Origin of the sequence: Rhodococcus cerastii (genome assembly GCF_033042195.1) — a bacterium.
Classification (GTDB): domain Bacteria; phylum Actinomycetota; class Actinomycetes; order Mycobacteriales; family Mycobacteriaceae; genus Rhodococcoides.
In genome coordinates, this window is sequence record NZ_JAWLKF010000009.1 from 135,924 (window position 1) to 151,456 (window position 15,533).

Sequence of the window (15,533 nt, forward strand, 5' to 3'; positions counted from 1 at the left end):
CCCGCATCTTCAGACGGCGGCCGTTAACCTATGACGATGGCCACGCTCGAGATCGAGGGTCGGAAGGTCTCCGTCACCAACCTCGACAAAGTGCTGTTCCCCGAAACCGGCACCACCAAGGGCAACATCATCGAGTACTACGTTGCCATCGCACCCGCCATGCTCCCGCACCTCGTCGGCCGAGCCGTGACCCGTAAGCGCTGGCCCAACGGCGTCGACCAGTCGTCGTTCTTCGAGAAGAACCTCGCTGCGTCTGCCCCCGACTGGCTCGATCGACGTTCGATGCAGCATTCCGACCGCGTCGTCACCTACCCACTGTTCTCCACCGCAGCCGATCTCGCGTGGCTCGGCCAGCAGGCGGCCATCGAAGCGCATGTGCCACAGTGGCGATTCGACGGCAACGATCCCGGCCCCGCCACCCGCATGGTCTTCGACCTCGATCCCGGTGACGACGTGGATCTCGCCCGGTGCGCCGAAGTCGCCTGCGAGATAAGGGATCTGATCGGCGATATCGGGATGACCGCGTATCCGGTCACCAGCGGCAGCAAGGGAATTCACCTGTACGTCCCGCTGGAGAAACCGCTGTCGACCTCGGGGGCCTCCACCGTCGCCAAACGTGTTGCCACGCTGCTGGAAGAGCGCTCTCCGGACCGGGTGACGGCAACGATGGCGAAGGCAAAGCGAACCGGTCGAGTGTTCGTCGACTGGAGCCAGAACAACGGCAAGAAGACGACGGTCGCCCCGTACTCGCTACGCGGGCGAACCCTACCCACCGTCGCAGCACCACGCACGTGGGACGAGCTGGAAGCGACGGGCCTGCAACAGCTTCGGTTCGAGGAGGTGCTCGAGCGATTCCGTGACCTGGGCGATCTACTGGCAGAACTGGACCCCACCATGGAGTCGGCACCCGAAAGTAGCGCTACCACCGACAAACTCGTCAAGTACCGCAGCATGCGCAGCGCCGACAAGACTCCCGAGCCGATACCGACCACCACCGAGCCGCAGGGCAACAACGACACCTTCGTCATTCAAGAACATCATGCCCGACGGCTGCACTACGACTTCCGACTCGAACACGACGGCGTCCTGGTGTCGTGGGCCGTTCCGAAGAACATCCCGGTCGACCCGCAGCAGAATCGACTGGCGGTACACACCGAGGACCACCCGCTCGAATACGCGACATTCTCCGGACGAATACCCAAGGGCGAGTACGGCGGCGGCGACGTCACGATCTGGGACAGCGGAACCTACGAACTCGAGAAGTGGCGAGACGACGAAGTCATCGTCGTCCTGCACGGACAGAAGGCGCGCGGGCGGTTCGCGCTGATCCGCACCAAGGGCAGCCAGTGGTTGATGCACCTGATGAAAGACGCACCCGACAAGCCCGAGCCCAAGAACATCTCACCGATGCTCGCCACCGCAGGCGACATCCGCGATCTTCCGAACGACGAGTGGTCGTTCGAGGGCAAGTGGGACGGGTTCCGCATCGTCGCCGAACTGACGCACGGCTCGATGACGCTGCGCACGCGAAGCGGTAACGACTACACCGAGAAATTCGGTGCACTCCAATCGTTCGCCGACGACCTTGCCGAGCACGACGCCGTCGTCGACGGGGAAGTCGTCGTGTTCGACGACAGCGGTGTCAGCAGCTTCGAGAAACTGCAGAACGCGACCCGTGACGAGATCCGATTCATCGCGTTCGATCTGCTTCACCTCGACGGCACGTCACTGCTGCGCAAGAAGTACTCGGATCGACGACGGTTGCTCGAACTTCTCACCACCGGACTCGACTCCGTGCTGGTGCCACCACGACTGACGGGGACCGCTGCGGATGCCATCGCCGAAAGCAGAGAGCGGGGCTGGGAAGGTGTCGTCGCCAAACGCACCGACTCCGTCTACCAACCCGGCAAGCGCGCCCACACCTGGATCAAGTTCAAGAACTGGCGCACCCAGGAAGTCGTCATCGGTGGGTGGCGTCGGGGACAGGGTCGCCGTTCCGGCGGGTTCGGATCGTTACTGATGGGCATCCCCGACGGGGAGCGACTGCGCTACGTGGGACGCGTCGGAACCGGGTTCGACGATCGTGCGCTCGATACGCTCGGTGCCCTCCTGGCCCCTCTCGAGGCGTCGGACAGTCCCTTCTCCTCGGTGTTGCCCCCGGCCGATCGGAACGGAGCGGTGTGGGTCGAGCCTGTACTCGTCGGCGAGGTCCGGTTCTACGAGGCCACGGAATCCGGCCATCTGCGGCATCCGAGCTGGCGCGGTCTGCGCCCGGACAAGGAACCGAAGGCGGTGCGTCAGGAATGACAAGAATGCCCTCGGTCGAATACTTGATTTCTACCGAAGAAACGAGCATAGGTAACGTTCGGTTGCCATAAAATGAGCGGATGCGTACCGTGGCGCACATCGTTTCCGGGGGAGCGTAACAAGTCACGAGTCGTCAGCTATAACGGTTTGCGGGCCGGCTCTATGGGGGCTTGCCAGATCACCGCAGCGCTCGTCGCTTCGGTTCAGGCACGGAGGGGTTTACCACATGCGGGTTCTCAAGTTGGCAGGTGCTGTCAGCATGACGGCGGTTGCTGTCCTGTGTTCGTCACTCGTCGGCGCAGGTCAGGCAGTTGCAGCGCCGTTGTATCCGACGCCTATCGCCGACGGCTTCTACTCTCCGCCTGTGGATCTCGATGCGCTCGCACCGGGCGATGTGATCTCGAGCCGTCCGATGCCCCCGCCCCCCGGATTCTTCGGCGTCGACGTGTGGCAGCTGAATTTCCGCTCCACCAATTCGGCCGGCGATCCCATCGCCGCAATCAATACCGTGTTGGTTCCGCAAAACAAAGCACCCAACGGGCCGGTGCTTTCCTACCAACACATCATCAATGCTCTCGGTCTCGAATGTGCACCTTCACAAGCGCTGTGGACGAACGACCCCAATCTCCAGATTCGTGAAGCACCCGCACTGAATGCAGTACTGCAGCGCGGCTGGACCGTCGTCATCGCCGATCACCTCGGACCCAACAGCGCCTACGGTGCCGCCAGGCTCGGCGGACAGATCGTGCTGGACAGCATTCGCGCCACTCAGCGCTTCGATCCCATCCAGGTTCAGCAGAGCCCGGTCGCGTTGGCCGGCTACTCCGGTGGCGGAATGGCGACAGCATGGGCAGCTGCGCTTCAGAACGACTACGCACCCGAGCTGAACATCGTCGGCAGCGCGAACGGTGGTGCTCCGATGAACCTCGAGCGCATGGCCCGAGATCTCGGTTTCGCCCCGCACCCCATGTTCGGTCTGGCGTTCGCTGCCGCGCTCGGAATCGAGCGCGAGTACCCCACCCGCATCCCGATCAGCTCTCAGCTCAACCCGCTCGGCAAGCAGATCGAGAGCCAGATCCAGAACGGGTGCACCAACGACATCATCGCGGCAGGCGCAGGCAAGAGCGCCATGGAGGTCGCTGGCACGCTGGACCTGATCAGCAGCCCGGAAGCGATCGCCGCCGTCAACGACAACAGCGTCGAGCTGTACCCCGGCGTACCGAAAGCACCGTACTTCGAGTGGCACAGCCCCTCCGATGCGTTGATCCCGGTCAGCGCCATCGACAACACGATTGCCCGGTACTGCCGCGCCGGAGTACTGGTGACCGAGGTAAAGGTGCCCAGCAACGATCACCTGACTGCTGCAGTGCTCGGCCTTCCGCAGGCACTCGAATGGATCGACCAGCGATTCGCCGGTGTACCGGCGACGTCCACCTGCTGATCGGGACGTCCGACCCCGGCACATGATCGACGCTTCGATGGGTCGGTTAGGCTAACCTCGCTAAGTTCCGTTGCGAGGAGACCCCATGAAGAAGTCCGTCCAGCTCGTCGTCGCCGGTGCCTCGGTTCTGGCGCTGGCCGTCGGCTGCTCGTCCACCGACGAGCCCGAACCCACCGGTAACTCCGGGAGCGCCGACGGATTTCCGGTCACCGTCGATCACCGATTCGGTGAGACGGTCATCGACACCGAGCCCACCCGCGTCGTGACGATCGGGTTCAACGAGCAGGACTTCGCCCTCGCGCTCGGCGTCAAGCCCGTCGCGACCCGCGGCAACCTCAGCTACGACTACCGGCAGCGCCCATGGGCCCAGGAAGCGTTGGGCGGTACCGAGATTCCCGAGGTCGGCAGCACCGATCTCAACCTCGAACAGATCGCGGCGCAGGCACCCGACCTGATTCTCGGCCCGTACTCCTTCATCAACCAGGGCCAGTACGACCAGCTCTCCGGGATGGCCCCGACGATCGCCGACATCGGCGGCTATGACAACGTTCCGGCCGCGACGTGGCAGCAGGAGTTCGCCGTCGTCGGCGAAGCACTCGGCAAGCAGCAAGAAGCACAGGACCGGACGGCCACGCTCGAGCAGAAGTTCGCCGACACCGAGGCCGAGAATCCTCAGTTCACCGGCAAGTCACTGTCTCTCGCGTTCGTCATGGACGACGGCAGCTACCTACTGCTCGGCAGGGACGACATCCGCGCTCTGTTCTTCACCGACCTCGGCTTCGAGATTCCCGACGCCTCCGAGACCATCAGTCCCGAGAACCTCGACCGACTCGACACCGACGTCCTTGTCATCGCCGGCCAGAGCCGCGAGCAGCTAGAGGCCAACCCGATCATCGCCGCACTCGACGTCGTCGAGCAGGATCGAACCGTCTACATCGGCTCGTTCAGCACCGATCTGCCCTCGGCCCTGGGATATTCGAGTCCGCTCTCCCTGGACTACGCCATCGACGGATTCACCCCGATGCTCGCAGCGGCGACCGACGACGACCCGTCCACGGTGGTTCCGGACGCTTAACCGGATTGTGCGAACTGCGTCCGATGCAGTTCCTCGTAACGACCTCCCGCGGCGAGGAGCTCGTCATGCGTACCTCGCTCGGCGACTCGCCCGTCCTCGATCACCAGGATCACATCGGCTACCCTGATGGTCGAGAGCCGGTGCGCGATGACCACCGACGTCTTTCCTTCCAACGCCTCGGCCAACGCAGCCTGCACGGCGGCCTCGGACGTCGAATCCAGTGAAGCCGTGGCCTCGTCGAGAATGACGACTCGTGGTTGCGCGATCAGCAACCGCGCGATCGTCAGGCGCTGACGCTCACCGCCGGAGAGTCGGTACCCTCGCTCGCCGACGACGGTGTCCAGGCCGTCGGGCAGCGATCGCACGAGGTCGGCCAGCCGCGCCCTCGACAGCGCATCCCACAGTTCGTCGTCGGTTGCCTCGGGCCGAGGCAACAACAGATTCGACCGGATGCTCTCGTGGAACAGATGACCGTCCTGGGTCACCATTCCCACTGTGCCGCGGACGGATTCGGCCGTCAGGTCTCGCACGTCGACGCCTCCGAGTCGAACCGCACCGCCGTCGACGTCGTACAGCCGTGCGATCAACTGTGCGATCGTGGACTTGCCCGCACCGGACGTACCGACCAGCGCGACCATCTGACCGGGTTCGGCTCGGAACGAGACGCCGTGCAGCACTTCCTCTCCCCCTCGTGAATCCAGGGTCGCGACCTCCTCGAGGGAGGCGAGCGAGACCTTGTCCGCAGACGGGTACGCGAACCGAACGTCGTCGAGCTCGACGGCCACCGGCCCCGGCGGCAGAGTCTGGGCGTCCGGCTTGTCTGCGATGAGTGGAACCAGATCGAGAACCTCGAAGACCCGCTCGAAGCTGACCAGTGCGCTCATGATCTCCACCCGAGCACTTGCCAGCGCAGTCAGCGGGGAATACAGGCGAGCCAGCAGAAGAGACAGCGCCACAACCGAACCCGGGTCGAGCGTCCCCCGCAGGGCGTAGAAGCCGCCGAGCCCGTACACCACGGCCAGGGCCAGTGCCGAGACGAGAGTCAGCGCCGTCACGAACACCGTCTGCACCATGGCGCTGCGTACACCGATGTCTCGGACGCGCTTGGCGCGCACCGCGAACTCGACCGATTCCTGTTCGGGATGACCGAACAGTTTCACCAGTGTTGCTCCCGGTGCCGAGAATCGTTCGGTCATCTGCGTACTCATCGCCGAATTGTGAGCTGCCGCTTCACGTTGCAACCGCGCGAGGCGTCGACCCATCCGGCGAGCGGGAAGCACGAACACCGGAAGCAGAATCAATGCCAGAAGCGTGATCTGCCAGGAGATCCCGATCATCACCACCAGGGTCAGCACCAACGTCACCAGGTTGCTGACGACCCCGGACAGCGTGGTGCTGAATGCGCGCTGCGCGCCGATGACGTCGTTGTTGAGTCGACTCACCAGCGCACCGGTGCGGGTTCGGGTGAAGAATGCGACCGGCATGCGCTGCACGTGATCGAACACCGCGGTCCGCAGATCCAGGATCAAACTCTCGCCGATGTTCGACGAGAGCCACCGATTGATCAGACCGACCACGGCGTCCACCAGAGCGATGGCCGCGATCGCCACGGCGAGCCACACCACCACTCGTAGCTCGCGCCCGTCGACGATGGCGTTGACCACCCGGCCGGCCAACACCGGCGTGGCCACGGCGAGAACGGCCAGGGCCACGCTGAGCACCAGGAACCCACCGAGGGCACGGCGATGCGGCGCAGCGAACGTCAGGATCCTGCGGGCCGTCACCTTCGAGAACGACGACTGAGTGTCCGGCCTGTTCATCGTGCGATACATCTGGTTCCAGGCGGTCATCTCCATGCTCATGTCATCAACCTCATGTCACCAACGTAGAACCTCGACATAGGTCGAGGTCAAGTGCGGATCCCCTTACCGACCTCGACTGCACCGAACTCACGCCGCCACGGTTGCGGCCGTCGGCTCGAGGGCGAGCGCAATGATGTCGGCGACGTCGGTCATCGGGCGAACATCCAACGCCTCCAACACCTCTGCGGGCACATCGTCCAGATCCGGTTCGTTGCGCGCCGGTATGAACACCGTCTTCAGGCCCGCACGCTGCGCAGCCAGCAACTTCTGCTTCACCCCGCCGATCGGCAGCACCCGACCGTTCAGCGTGACCTCACCGGTCATGCCGACATCCGAGCGCACCGGCCGTCCGGTGGCCATCGACACCAGGGCCGTCACCATCGTCACACCCGCCGACGGACCGTCCTTCGGCACCGCGCCCGCCGGAACGTGCACGTGGATGCTGCGGTCGAGAGATTCCTGCGTGACGCCGAATCGTGCTGCGTGCGAGCGCACGTAGGACAGTGCGATCTGCGCGGACTCCTTCATCACGTCGCCGAGTTGACCGGTGAGCTTGAGACCCGGATCGCCTTCGGTCGACGCAGCCTCGATGAACAATACGTCGCCGCCGAGTCCGGTGACCGCCAGACCCGTTGCCACACCAGGCACTTCGGTGCGCTCGTGCGCCTCGGGGGTGAAGCGCGGACGACCGAGGTAGGTCACCAGGTCCGGCTCGTCGATGGACAGAACCTCGGTTGTGCCCACCAACTTCGTCGCGACCTTGCGCAAGGCCTTGGCCAGCAGGCGTTCGAGCTGGCGCACTCCCGGCTCACGGGTGTACTCGGCCGCGATGGTGCGGAGCGCGGCGTCGGTGACCGTCACCTCCTCGGATGTGATTGCCGCCCTGTCCATCTGACGGGGGAGCAAGTAGTTCCGGGCGATGACGACCTTGTCGTCCTCGGTGTAGCCGTCGATGGTCACCAGTTCCATCCGGTCGAGCAACGGGCCGGGAATCTGGTCGATCACGTTGGCGGTGGCGAGGAACACCACGTCGGACAGGTCGAGATCCAGATCGAGGTAGTGATCACGGAACGTGTGATTCTGCGCCGGGTCGAGCACCTCGAGCAGAGCGGCGCTGGGGTCGCCGCGATAGTCCGAGCCGACCTTGTCGATCTCGTCCAGCAGGACAACGGGATTCATCGATCCCGCCTCACCGATGGCCCGCACGATCCGACCCGGCAATGCACCGACGTACGTACGACGGTGCCCACGGATCTCGGCCTCGTCGCGGACGCCACCGAGAGCGACGCGCACGAACTTTCGACCGAGCGCACGGGCCACCGACTCGCCGAGCGAGGTCTTGCCGACTCCGGGCGGGCCCGCGAGCACCATGACGGCACCGGACCCACGCCCACCGACCGACTGCAGACCACGTTCGGAGCGACGCGCCCGGACGGCCAGGTACTCGACGATTCGATCCTTCACGTCGTCGAGGCCGTGGTGGTCGGCGTCGAGAACCGCACGTGCAGAATCGATGTCGTTGTTGTCGGTGGTGGTGTTGTTCCACGGCAGATCGAGCACGGTGTCGAGCCAGGTGCGGATCCAGCCAGACTCGGGGCTCTGATCGCTGGCCCGTTCCAGTTTGCCGACCTCACGCAGCGCCTGTTCGCGCACCTTCTCGGGCAGGTCCGCAGCCTCGACACGGCCGCGGTAGTCGTCGGCACCGTCGGGCTCGTCCTCGCCGAGTTCCTTGCGGATGGCCGCCAACTGCTGCCGGAGCAGAAATTCCTTCTGGGTCTTCTCCATGCCCTCGCGGACATCGCCGGAGATCTTGTCGTTGACCTCGACTTCGGCGAGATGGGCCCTGGTCCACTCGATGAAGGACGTCAGACGCGTTGCCACGTCCGGTGTTTCGAGAAGGTCCCGCTTCTGCACGTCGGTGAGATACGACGCGTAGCCGGCGGTATCGGCGATCGCGCCCGGGTCGGTGAGCTTGTTGACCGAGTCGATCACCTGCCATGCGTCGCGACGTTGCAACATCGCCACGACTAGCTGCTTGTATTCGGCAGCAAGGGCTTTGAGGTCATCGCCTGCGGCCTCGTCCGGTACGGGGTCGGCTTCCACCCAGAGTGCAGCGCCCGGCCCGCTGACGCCGTGGCCTATGTGGGCGCGGCGGCCGGCCTTGATGACCGCGGCCGGACGGCCGTCGGCCAAGCGTCCCATCTGCACGATCGTGGCGAGGACGCCGTACGCGGCATAGCGATCTTCGAGACGCGGCGCGACGAGCAACGTGTCATCGTTGCTCGCCTTCGCCGCGTCGACGGCGGCGCGCGCAGCCTCGTCGAGCTCGACGGGCACCACCATTCCGGGCAGGACGATCGGGTCGGTCAGAAAAAGCACGGGCACACGAACGGTTTCGGTCACTTCTCCTCCAAAAGATTGAGCTATTGGGGCTCAACTTCGAAAGCAGTAGTGATGTTCCCGTCGAAGTCCGTTGTTCTCCGTGGGCGGAACTCCGACCGTCCTCTCCGGCTACTTCAGCGCGCTGACCAGCTTCTCCGCGAGGGGACGCGTCGATGCCGGGTTCTGACCGGTGTACAGGTTCCGGTCGACGACGACCTTCGGTGCCCACGCGTCGGTGGAGTCGAACTTCGCGCCGTTCTCGCGCAACCGGGTCTCGAGCAACCACGGGGCCTTGTCGGCGAGACCGGCCTGGGTCTCCTCTTCGTCGGTGAATCCGGTGAGCTCGTACCCGTCGAACGCCCAGGTCCCGTCACTGCGGACGGCAGGGAGGAGAGCGGCCGGTGCGTGGCACACCGCGGACACCACCTTGTTCGAGTCGAGGAAGTCGACGACCAGGGCACCGAAGCTCTCGGAGACGGCGAGGTCCTCCATCGGTCCGTGACCGCCGGGAACGAAGACGACGTCGAAGTCCGACGCCTTCTGCTCCTCCAGCTTTGCGGGCGAGGACAGGATCGACTCGATAGAGGCGAGGTAGCTCTTCTGGTCCGCTACCTTCTCTTCGTCGCCGCCGTTGGCGTCGACCGCGAGGCTGCCCTGGTCGACGACCGGAGCCTTACCGCCAGGCGTGGCGACCGTGATGTCCCAGCCGGCATCGACGAACGTGCGATGGGACTCGACGAGCTCCTCGGCCCAGTATCCGGTGGGGTGCTTGCTTCCGTCGTTCAAGGTCCAGTGATCGGCAGCGGTTACCGCAAACAGCAAAGTAGTCATGCCCCGGGGAATGCCACGAAGACCCCCGATCGAAACACCCGGTCGGTCACTGCTGGCCGATCGAACCGATCACCACGACGGCGTCGAACATCTCGGACTCGCTGATACTGGCTGCGAATCCTGCCTCGACCACGGTCTGCAGCGTCGAATGCATCAGTGCTGCACTGGTTTCGACGAGGAGATGCCCGCCTGGGGCCAGCCATTCCGGCGCGCCGACGGCGACGCGACGATGAATCCCGGCACCGTCCGTACCGCCGTCGAGCGCGATGTGCGGCTCGTGGATCCGCGCCTCTCGTGGCATCAGCCCGATGTCGCCGGTCGGGACGTAGGGAGCGTTGACAACGATCGCGTCGAATCTGCCGTGCAGTTCCGGCGGCAGTGCGTCGTACAGGTCGCCGCGGTGCACGTGACCGACCGGCACCGCGCCCCCGTCGGCATAGAGGTTGCGCCTGGCACACGCGACCGCCGCGGCGTCGATATCGGCGGCGTGCAATTCGGTGAGACCCTCGACTGACAGACCTATCGCTCCGGAACCGCAGCACAGGTCGAGCAGCACCGAAGGGCACAGCGCTGCAGCACATTCGACGAGAAATTCGGTGCGGCGTCGGGGAACGAACACGCCCGGTTCGACGGCGACGCGTCGACCACAGAACGACACCCACCCGACAACGTGCTCGAGCGGTTCGCCGGCGACGCGGCGTGTGAGCATCTCTTGCAGCTGGGCCGGAGTGGACGCGGACTCGACGAGGATGCCGGCTTCCTCCTCGGCGAATACACACCCGGCTCTGCGCAGCGCGGACACCACGTCGTCGTGCTCGAGTTCCGACATCGACCGTGCCTTCCGGAGTGCTTTTCGCCCGCCTGCCCGCTCGCTGAAATACTGTAGCGCGGTATGTCGCACGAGAGGACGAACTGGGAAGCCGCAGTCCGACGGTTGTGCCTGGCCCTGCCCGAGACCTACGAGGAGCAGGCATGGGTCGGGACGCGCTGGCGGATTCGCGGGCGCACCTTCGCCCACGTTCTCGAAATTCTCGACGGCACCCCACCTGCATTCGCCAAGGCCGTCGGCACCGACGGCCCGGCGCACGTCCTTGTCTTCCGTTCCAGCGGAATCGAACTCGACGCACTCTCCGCCCGCGCCGGGTTCTTCGCGCCCCGATGGGGTCCCCAGATCATCGGCATGCTGCTCGACGAGTCCGTGGACCGGGCGGAACTCGGCGAGCTGATCACCGAGAGTTACTGCGATCGAGCCCCGAAAAAGCTCATCGCGCTTCTCGATCGACCGCAGCAGTAGCTCACACCAGGTGCTCGCGCGCCACCGAGACCGCAGCGACCCGGTCTCCCGCCGCGATGGCGTCGAACAGGGCTTCGTGCAGGTCCACGTCAGGCTCGGTGCCGCGTGGGGCAGTGCCGTACCTGCCGATCGATCCTGCCGACGTGGGACGCGACTACGACGCAGTCATCCGAGTGAACAGCCAATCCGGAAAGGGCGGGATCGCGTATCTGCTGTCGGTGGACCACGGCCTGGAGCTCCCCCGCAGGTTGCAGATCGACTTCGCCCGGGTGGTCCAGCACGACACCGACTCGACGGGCACCGAGATCAGCTCGAAGGAGATCTGGACTCTGTTCGAGGACAACTACATTCGTACCGGCCGTCGCACACTGGTGGCGTGGTCGATAGATGCGGACTCCACCCTGTCGGTCACCCTCGCCGACGACGACGGCGAGCATCACCACAGCGCCGTCGGAACCGGGCCGGTCGACGCATTGGCGCAGATTCTGGGAGTCGAGGTACTCGGTCTGTCTCAGCACTCCATCGGGGACAGTAATGGAGCCTGCGGAACGACCCGAGAACACGGCTCGAACAGTGGGGCAGCGACGTACGTCGAGGTTCGTCGGGGCGGGAAGTCGGCGTGGGGAGTGGGATCGACGGGTCCGTGGTCGCCTCGTCACTGAATGCGGTTGTCGCTGCGGCGAACAATCTCGGGTAACGGCCCAGGCCTGGGTGTCAACCCAGCGATCGACCGGTCTGCTCCAGTGCTGCCTGGATGACTGCCAGCGATTTCGGACCGACACCGTGCAGTGTCTTCAGCTCGGCCGCGGGGACCCCGGCGAGATCGTCCAGGCACCGGTATCCCGCCGCGCGGAATGCCCGAGACGCGGGATTTCCGGTGCCCTTAGGAAACTCCGCATGTTCGTCGGCTTCTGCTCTACTCACGGGCAAAGTCTAAAACAGACCGGTAGCCTGGCGGCGTGCCCGAAACCAAGCAGAGACGCGTTGTCATCACCGGTGCGAACACCGGTATCGGCTACTACACCGCCTTGGAGTTGGCGAAGCGAGGCGACCACGTGACGCTCGCGTGCCGCAACAAGGACAAGGCCGATGCCGCTGCGGCCAAAATTTCGGCGGAGGCACCCGACGGAACCGTCGACACCGCCACCCTGAATCTCGCCGACCTGGCCTCGGTTCGTGAGTACGCCGCGTCGGCACCGGAGTCGATCGACGTGCTGATCAACAACGCCGGCGTCATGATGCCTGCGTTGCGGTCCGAGACGGCGGACGGGTTCGAGCTCCAGCTCGGCACCAATCATCTCGGCCACTTCGCCCTGACCGGCCTGCTGTTCCCCAAGCTCGCTGCGGACGCCAAGATCACCACCATCGCTTCCGTCGCGCACCGGCAGGGCCCCAAGCTCGATTTCGACAATCTTCAGCTCGAACGCGGGTACAACCCCCAGCGTGGGTACGCGAACTCCAAGCTTGCGAACATTCTGTTCGCGCTCGAACTCCAGCGCCGGATCGACAAGGCCGGGCTGAAGATCACCAGCAATGCCGCGCACCCAGGAATCTCGGCCACCGAGCTGTACTCGAGCCCAGACGGTTTGGGCAGCAACAAGATTCTGTCCACTCTGGCTCCGATCGGACTGAAGTTCTTTTCGCAATCTGCCAGTGCCGGAGCACGTCCCACGCTCTACGCGATCGATGTTGCGGGTGGCGGCACGTACAGCGGCCCCAAGTCCTTGTTCGAGACGCGCGGTAAGCCGGGCCCGGCGAGCATGACCAAGACCGCACAGGACCCCGCTCTTGCTGCGAAGCTGTGGGACGCCAGCGAGAAGTTGACCGGAGTCGGCTACCCGTTCTGACGGGGAATCGTCACAGGGCGGGCGCGGGCAATGCCAGTCCGCGTTCGCTCATGACGGTGCGCAATCGGTCGGGGTAATCGGTGATCAGTCCGTCGACGCCCATATCAATCAGCGCGCGCATGGTGTCGGGATCGTCGACGGTCCACGGGATCACTCGTATTCCGCGCTCGTGCGCGGAGTCCACCATGTCCTGGGTGACGTAGAGCTCGAAGTCGGGGTCGCCGACCTTCCCGCTCTGCGGGGTCCCCTGCACGGGCGAGTACGCCGACGCTCCGAACGAATCGATCGCGGCAATCGCATCTCCACCGAAATCGTCGACGTCGATTCCGCCCAGCCAGGGAGACGCACCATCCTGGCCCACCTGCAGGAAGTCACCGTTGGTCAGCGCCACCACCGGCACCTCGGGTTCGGAGTCGCGGACCAGTTTCAGTGCGCCCCAATCGAAACTCTGCACGGTGACCCGGTCCAGCATGTCTGCGTCGCGGATGGTCGCCAGAACCGTGTCGACGAACTGCTCGCGCGGAGCGGTTTCGGTGGGGCTGCCCGCCTCGACCTTGGTTTCGACGTTCAGCTTCACATCCGGCGCGTCGGCCGACTTCACCAGATCCAACACCTCGGTGAGGGTCGGCATTCGAGCGCCGGGCACGCGTCGTTGCTCCGGGTAGTCCGCGAGAGGTAGGGCTCCGCAGTCGAGGGTGCGAATCTGCGCGAGTGTCAGTGTGTTCACGTACTTCCCGACGTACGGAAACTCGGGGTCCCCCGGTGTGAGCGCACGGGTGTCGACGCACTTGCTGTCCGAGACCTTGCGGTCGTGGGTGACGATCGCTATGCCGTCCTCGGTGATCTGAGTATCCAATTCTAGGGTGCTCACCCCGAGTTGCAGTGCGTTGGTGAACGATTCGATGGTGCTCTCGGTGACCAAGCCGAGTCCGCCGCGGTGCGCTTGCAGATCGAACGAGCCGAGCGGGGTCGGGTCCGCTGCCGTGTCCGTTCCGCACCCCGTCAACACCGCGAGAGGAACGCACACCAGTGGCAAGAACCGACCGAATCGCATGCTGGCCGAGGCTACGGAGGGTCGGTGTCCACCCGGGTTCCTCGCAGTGAACTCCCGGCACCATGCAGGTAGACGGAGATCGGTATTCGCAGCGTTGCAACATCTTTCGATGTTCTGTCGAGCGAGAAGGACGATCCAGTAAGCACATCCCGAACAATCTGGGCAACAGCAGGATCCAGTAAACCTCGTGGACGTCGCCTACGACCGTGATGTGCGGGTCGACTTCCACGCCCTCGTCCCGCTGGATGAATTCGCCGTCGGATGTTCGGGTCTTGACACCGATCGATTGGTCAGCAGGCTCAGTGAGTTGGGCCCTACATCGTCTCGAGCACCGTTCGATTTCCGCCGTCCGCCTTCGCCCGGTACATGAGAGAGTCCGCCGCGCGCGTGACGTCGTTGACCACGTCGACCCCTGATGTCCACGCGTCGGAATCAGGAGCGATCACGACTGCGCCTGCGCTCACTGTCACCGGTATCGGATCCGAGCAATCCGTCAGAGTGCCACTCACCTCGAGTACCAGTTCACACAGTTGTTCTGCCTCGCCGACGAGGACGGCCACGAACTCCTCGCCCCCGGTTCTCGCCACCACGCCCGACTTCCCGAGGTGACCGTGGAGACGGTCGGCAACGAGCACGATGACGGCATCACCCTGATCGTGACCGTAGCGATCGTTGACGCTCTTGAACCGATCGATGTCGACCAGAACGAGAACGAATGCCAACCGCTCACCGCGAGCGACCGACCACAGATCCTCGACGGCGTTCTGCAGTCCGCGCCTGTTCTTCATCCGTGTCAGCGGATCGATCTCGGACTGCCGTGCATCCTCGCACACCAACGACCAGGCGATCTGGGCGAAGATCGGGACACCCGACGTCGCACCTCCGGCGACGAGGACTGCGGCGATCGCATCCCACGGACCCCACAAACCCTCTACGTACGCGGCCGCCCCGATGTAGCCGATCACCAGATTGGCGAACACCAGGTGTGCGACGAGCAGCCTCGGTCCGAGAAAGAAGGTGCACATCGACCCTGTCAGCGCGAAGAGGAACGTGCCGATCAGCGCCGACGTGGGTACATCGAGAAGAATCACCGACGTGAGCCCGACGTCACCGAACACCAGGAACGCGACCACCTGCCACTTACGATCCGGCAGCGGCCCGACCAGCAACCACACGATCACAGCGAATTGCAGAACCAGGATGAAAAGTACGTAGGCAACAGGCCCCGATCCCGTCGGCCCGTTCGGCGACGCCAACATCAGGATCGACACGGCCGCGTACAAAGCCACGCAGCTCGCGAACACGACTCGGATCAATCTGTGCAGCGGACGAGTCGACTTGTGCACGAAAATCCAGTCGAAATCGTGTGGAGCAGCGAACCAATGGCGGATGACCTGAGCCGCACTGGGTTGCGGACCGAGCGGTGGAACGGTGACGCTC

14 protein-coding genes are annotated in these 15,533 nt (G+C 64.6%); 6 read left to right on the forward strand and 8 right to left on the reverse strand.

What is annotated here, in order from left to right:
* Positions 1-36 precede the first annotated feature (36 nt).
* The 3 genes from R3P93_RS16790 to R3P93_RS16800 all read left to right on the forward strand — a co-directional run bounded on the left by R3P93_RS16790 (position 37) and on the right by R3P93_RS16800 (position 4,823).
* Entirely contained in the window at positions 37-2,307 is a 2,271-nt protein-coding gene (locus R3P93_RS16790) for an ATP-dependent DNA ligase (RefSeq protein ID WP_149406865.1), read from the forward strand.
* A 226-nt stretch (positions 2,308-2,533) separates the two neighbouring features.
* Entirely contained in the window at positions 2,534-3,748 is a 1,215-nt protein-coding gene (locus R3P93_RS16795; RefSeq protein WP_068048673.1) for a lipase family protein, read from the forward strand.
* 85 nt (positions 3,749-3,833) lie between these two features.
* Positions 3,834-4,823, forward strand: coding sequence for an iron-siderophore ABC transporter substrate-binding protein (locus tag R3P93_RS16800; protein ID WP_317533507.1), 990 nt, complete (start codon positions 3,834-3,836; stop codon positions 4,821-4,823).
* Here the strand turns inward: R3P93_RS16800 and R3P93_RS16805 are convergent.
* The 4 genes from R3P93_RS16805 to R3P93_RS16820 form a co-directional block, all read right to left on the reverse strand.
* A complete protein-coding gene (locus R3P93_RS16805) occupies positions 4,820-6,685 on the reverse strand; it encodes an ABC transporter ATP-binding protein (protein ID WP_317533508.1) in 1,866 nt (621 codons plus the stop codon). The genes R3P93_RS16800 and R3P93_RS16805 overlap by 4 nt on opposite strands.
* An 87-nt stretch (positions 6,686-6,772) precedes the next feature.
* On the reverse strand, positions 6,773-9,088 hold the full coding sequence (gene lon, locus R3P93_RS16810) for an endopeptidase La (protein WP_317533509.1): 2,316 nt from the start codon (positions 9,086-9,088) through the stop codon (positions 6,773-6,775).
* Between the two features lie 108 nt (positions 9,089-9,196).
* The gene (locus R3P93_RS16815) at positions 9,197-9,898 is read right to left on the reverse strand and encodes a type 1 glutamine amidotransferase domain-containing protein (protein WP_068048667.1); all 702 of its coding nucleotides are present in this window, start codon (positions 9,896-9,898) and stop codon (positions 9,197-9,199) included.
* Between the two features lie 46 nt (positions 9,899-9,944).
* On the reverse strand, positions 9,945-10,727 hold the full coding sequence (locus R3P93_RS16820) for a putative protein N(5)-glutamine methyltransferase (protein WP_317533510.1): 783 nt from the start codon (positions 10,725-10,727) through the stop codon (positions 9,945-9,947).
* Positions 10,728-10,790: 63 nt separating this feature from the next.
* Here R3P93_RS16820 and R3P93_RS16825 point away from each other — a divergent pair, with 63 nt between their 5' ends.
* Positions 10,791-11,192, forward strand: coding sequence for an MmcQ/YjbR family DNA-binding protein (locus R3P93_RS16825; RefSeq protein ID WP_317533511.1), 402 nt, complete (start codon positions 10,791-10,793; stop codon positions 11,190-11,192).
* A 1-nt stretch (position 11,193) separates the two neighbouring features.
* On the opposite strand, the gene R3P93_RS24635 is transcribed toward R3P93_RS16825, so the two are convergent.
* Positions 11,194-11,280, reverse strand: coding sequence for a hypothetical protein (locus R3P93_RS24635; protein WP_394855319.1), 87 nt, complete (start codon positions 11,278-11,280; stop codon positions 11,194-11,196).
* A 10-nt stretch (positions 11,281-11,290) separates the two neighbouring features.
* On the opposite strand from R3P93_RS24635, the gene R3P93_RS16830 reads away from it, so the two are divergent.
* Positions 11,291-11,854 (forward strand): alpha-isopropylmalate synthase regulatory domain-containing protein, encoded by a 564-nt coding sequence (locus R3P93_RS16830; protein WP_317533512.1) that lies wholly within the window; start codon positions 11,291-11,293, stop codon positions 11,852-11,854.
* 52 nt (positions 11,855-11,906) lie between these two features.
* Here R3P93_RS16830 and R3P93_RS16835 read toward each other — a convergent pair whose 3' ends face one another.
* On the reverse strand, positions 11,907-12,116 hold the full coding sequence (locus tag R3P93_RS16835; protein ID WP_068048660.1) for a helix-hairpin-helix domain-containing protein: 210 nt from the start codon (positions 12,114-12,116) through the stop codon (positions 11,907-11,909).
* Positions 12,117-12,151: 35 nt separating this feature from the next.
* Here R3P93_RS16835 and R3P93_RS16840 point away from each other — a divergent pair, with 35 nt between their 5' ends.
* Positions 12,152-13,039 (forward strand): oxidoreductase, encoded by an 888-nt coding sequence (locus R3P93_RS16840; RefSeq protein WP_068048657.1) that lies wholly within the window; start codon positions 12,152-12,154, stop codon positions 13,037-13,039.
* A gap of 10 nt (positions 13,040-13,049) precedes the next feature.
* Here the strand turns inward: R3P93_RS16840 and R3P93_RS16845 are convergent, their stop codons facing one another.
* Complete coding sequence (locus R3P93_RS16845; RefSeq protein ID WP_082898685.1) at positions 13,050-14,093, reverse strand: glycerophosphodiester phosphodiesterase family protein; 1,044 nt, start codon at positions 14,091-14,093, stop codon at positions 13,050-13,052.
* A 314-nt stretch (positions 14,094-14,407) separates the two neighbouring features.
* The gene (locus R3P93_RS16850; protein ID WP_317533513.1) at positions 14,408-15,382 is read right to left on the reverse strand and encodes a GGDEF domain-containing protein; all 975 of its coding nucleotides are present in this window, start codon (positions 15,380-15,382) and stop codon (positions 14,408-14,410) included.
* Positions 15,383-15,533 lie beyond the last annotated feature (151 nt).

What these genes read in the sequence shown, in the direction of transcription:
- R3P93_RS16805 (WP_317533508.1), bottom strand. Translation starts at nt 6,685, where the DNA reads ATGAGCATGGAGATGACCGCCTGGAACCAGATGTATCGCACGATGAAC.
- R3P93_RS16820 (WP_317533510.1), bottom strand. Translation starts at nt 10,727, where the DNA reads ATGTCGGAACTCGAGCACGACGACGTGGTGTCCGCGCTGCGCAGAGCC.
- R3P93_RS16790 (WP_149406865.1), top strand. Translation starts at nt 37, where the DNA reads ATGGCCACGCTCGAGATCGAGGGTCGGAAGGTCTCCGTCACCAACCTC.
- R3P93_RS16795 (WP_068048673.1), top strand. Translation starts at nt 2,534, where the DNA reads ATGCGGGTTCTCAAGTTGGCAGGTGCTGTCAGCATGACGGCGGTTGCT.
- R3P93_RS16800 (WP_317533507.1), top strand. Translation starts at nt 3,834, where the DNA reads ATGAAGAAGTCCGTCCAGCTCGTCGTCGCCGGTGCCTCGGTTCTGGCG.
- R3P93_RS16815 (WP_068048667.1), bottom strand. Translation starts at nt 9,898, where the DNA reads ATGACTACTTTGCTGTTTGCGGTAACCGCTGCCGATCACTGGACCTTG.
- R3P93_RS16845 (WP_082898685.1), bottom strand. Translation starts at nt 14,093, where the DNA reads ATGCGATTCGGTCGGTTCTTGCCACTGGTGTGCGTTCCTCTCGCGGTG.
- R3P93_RS16825 (WP_317533511.1), top strand. Translation starts at nt 10,791, where the DNA reads ATGTCGCACGAGAGGACGAACTGGGAAGCCGCAGTCCGACGGTTGTGC.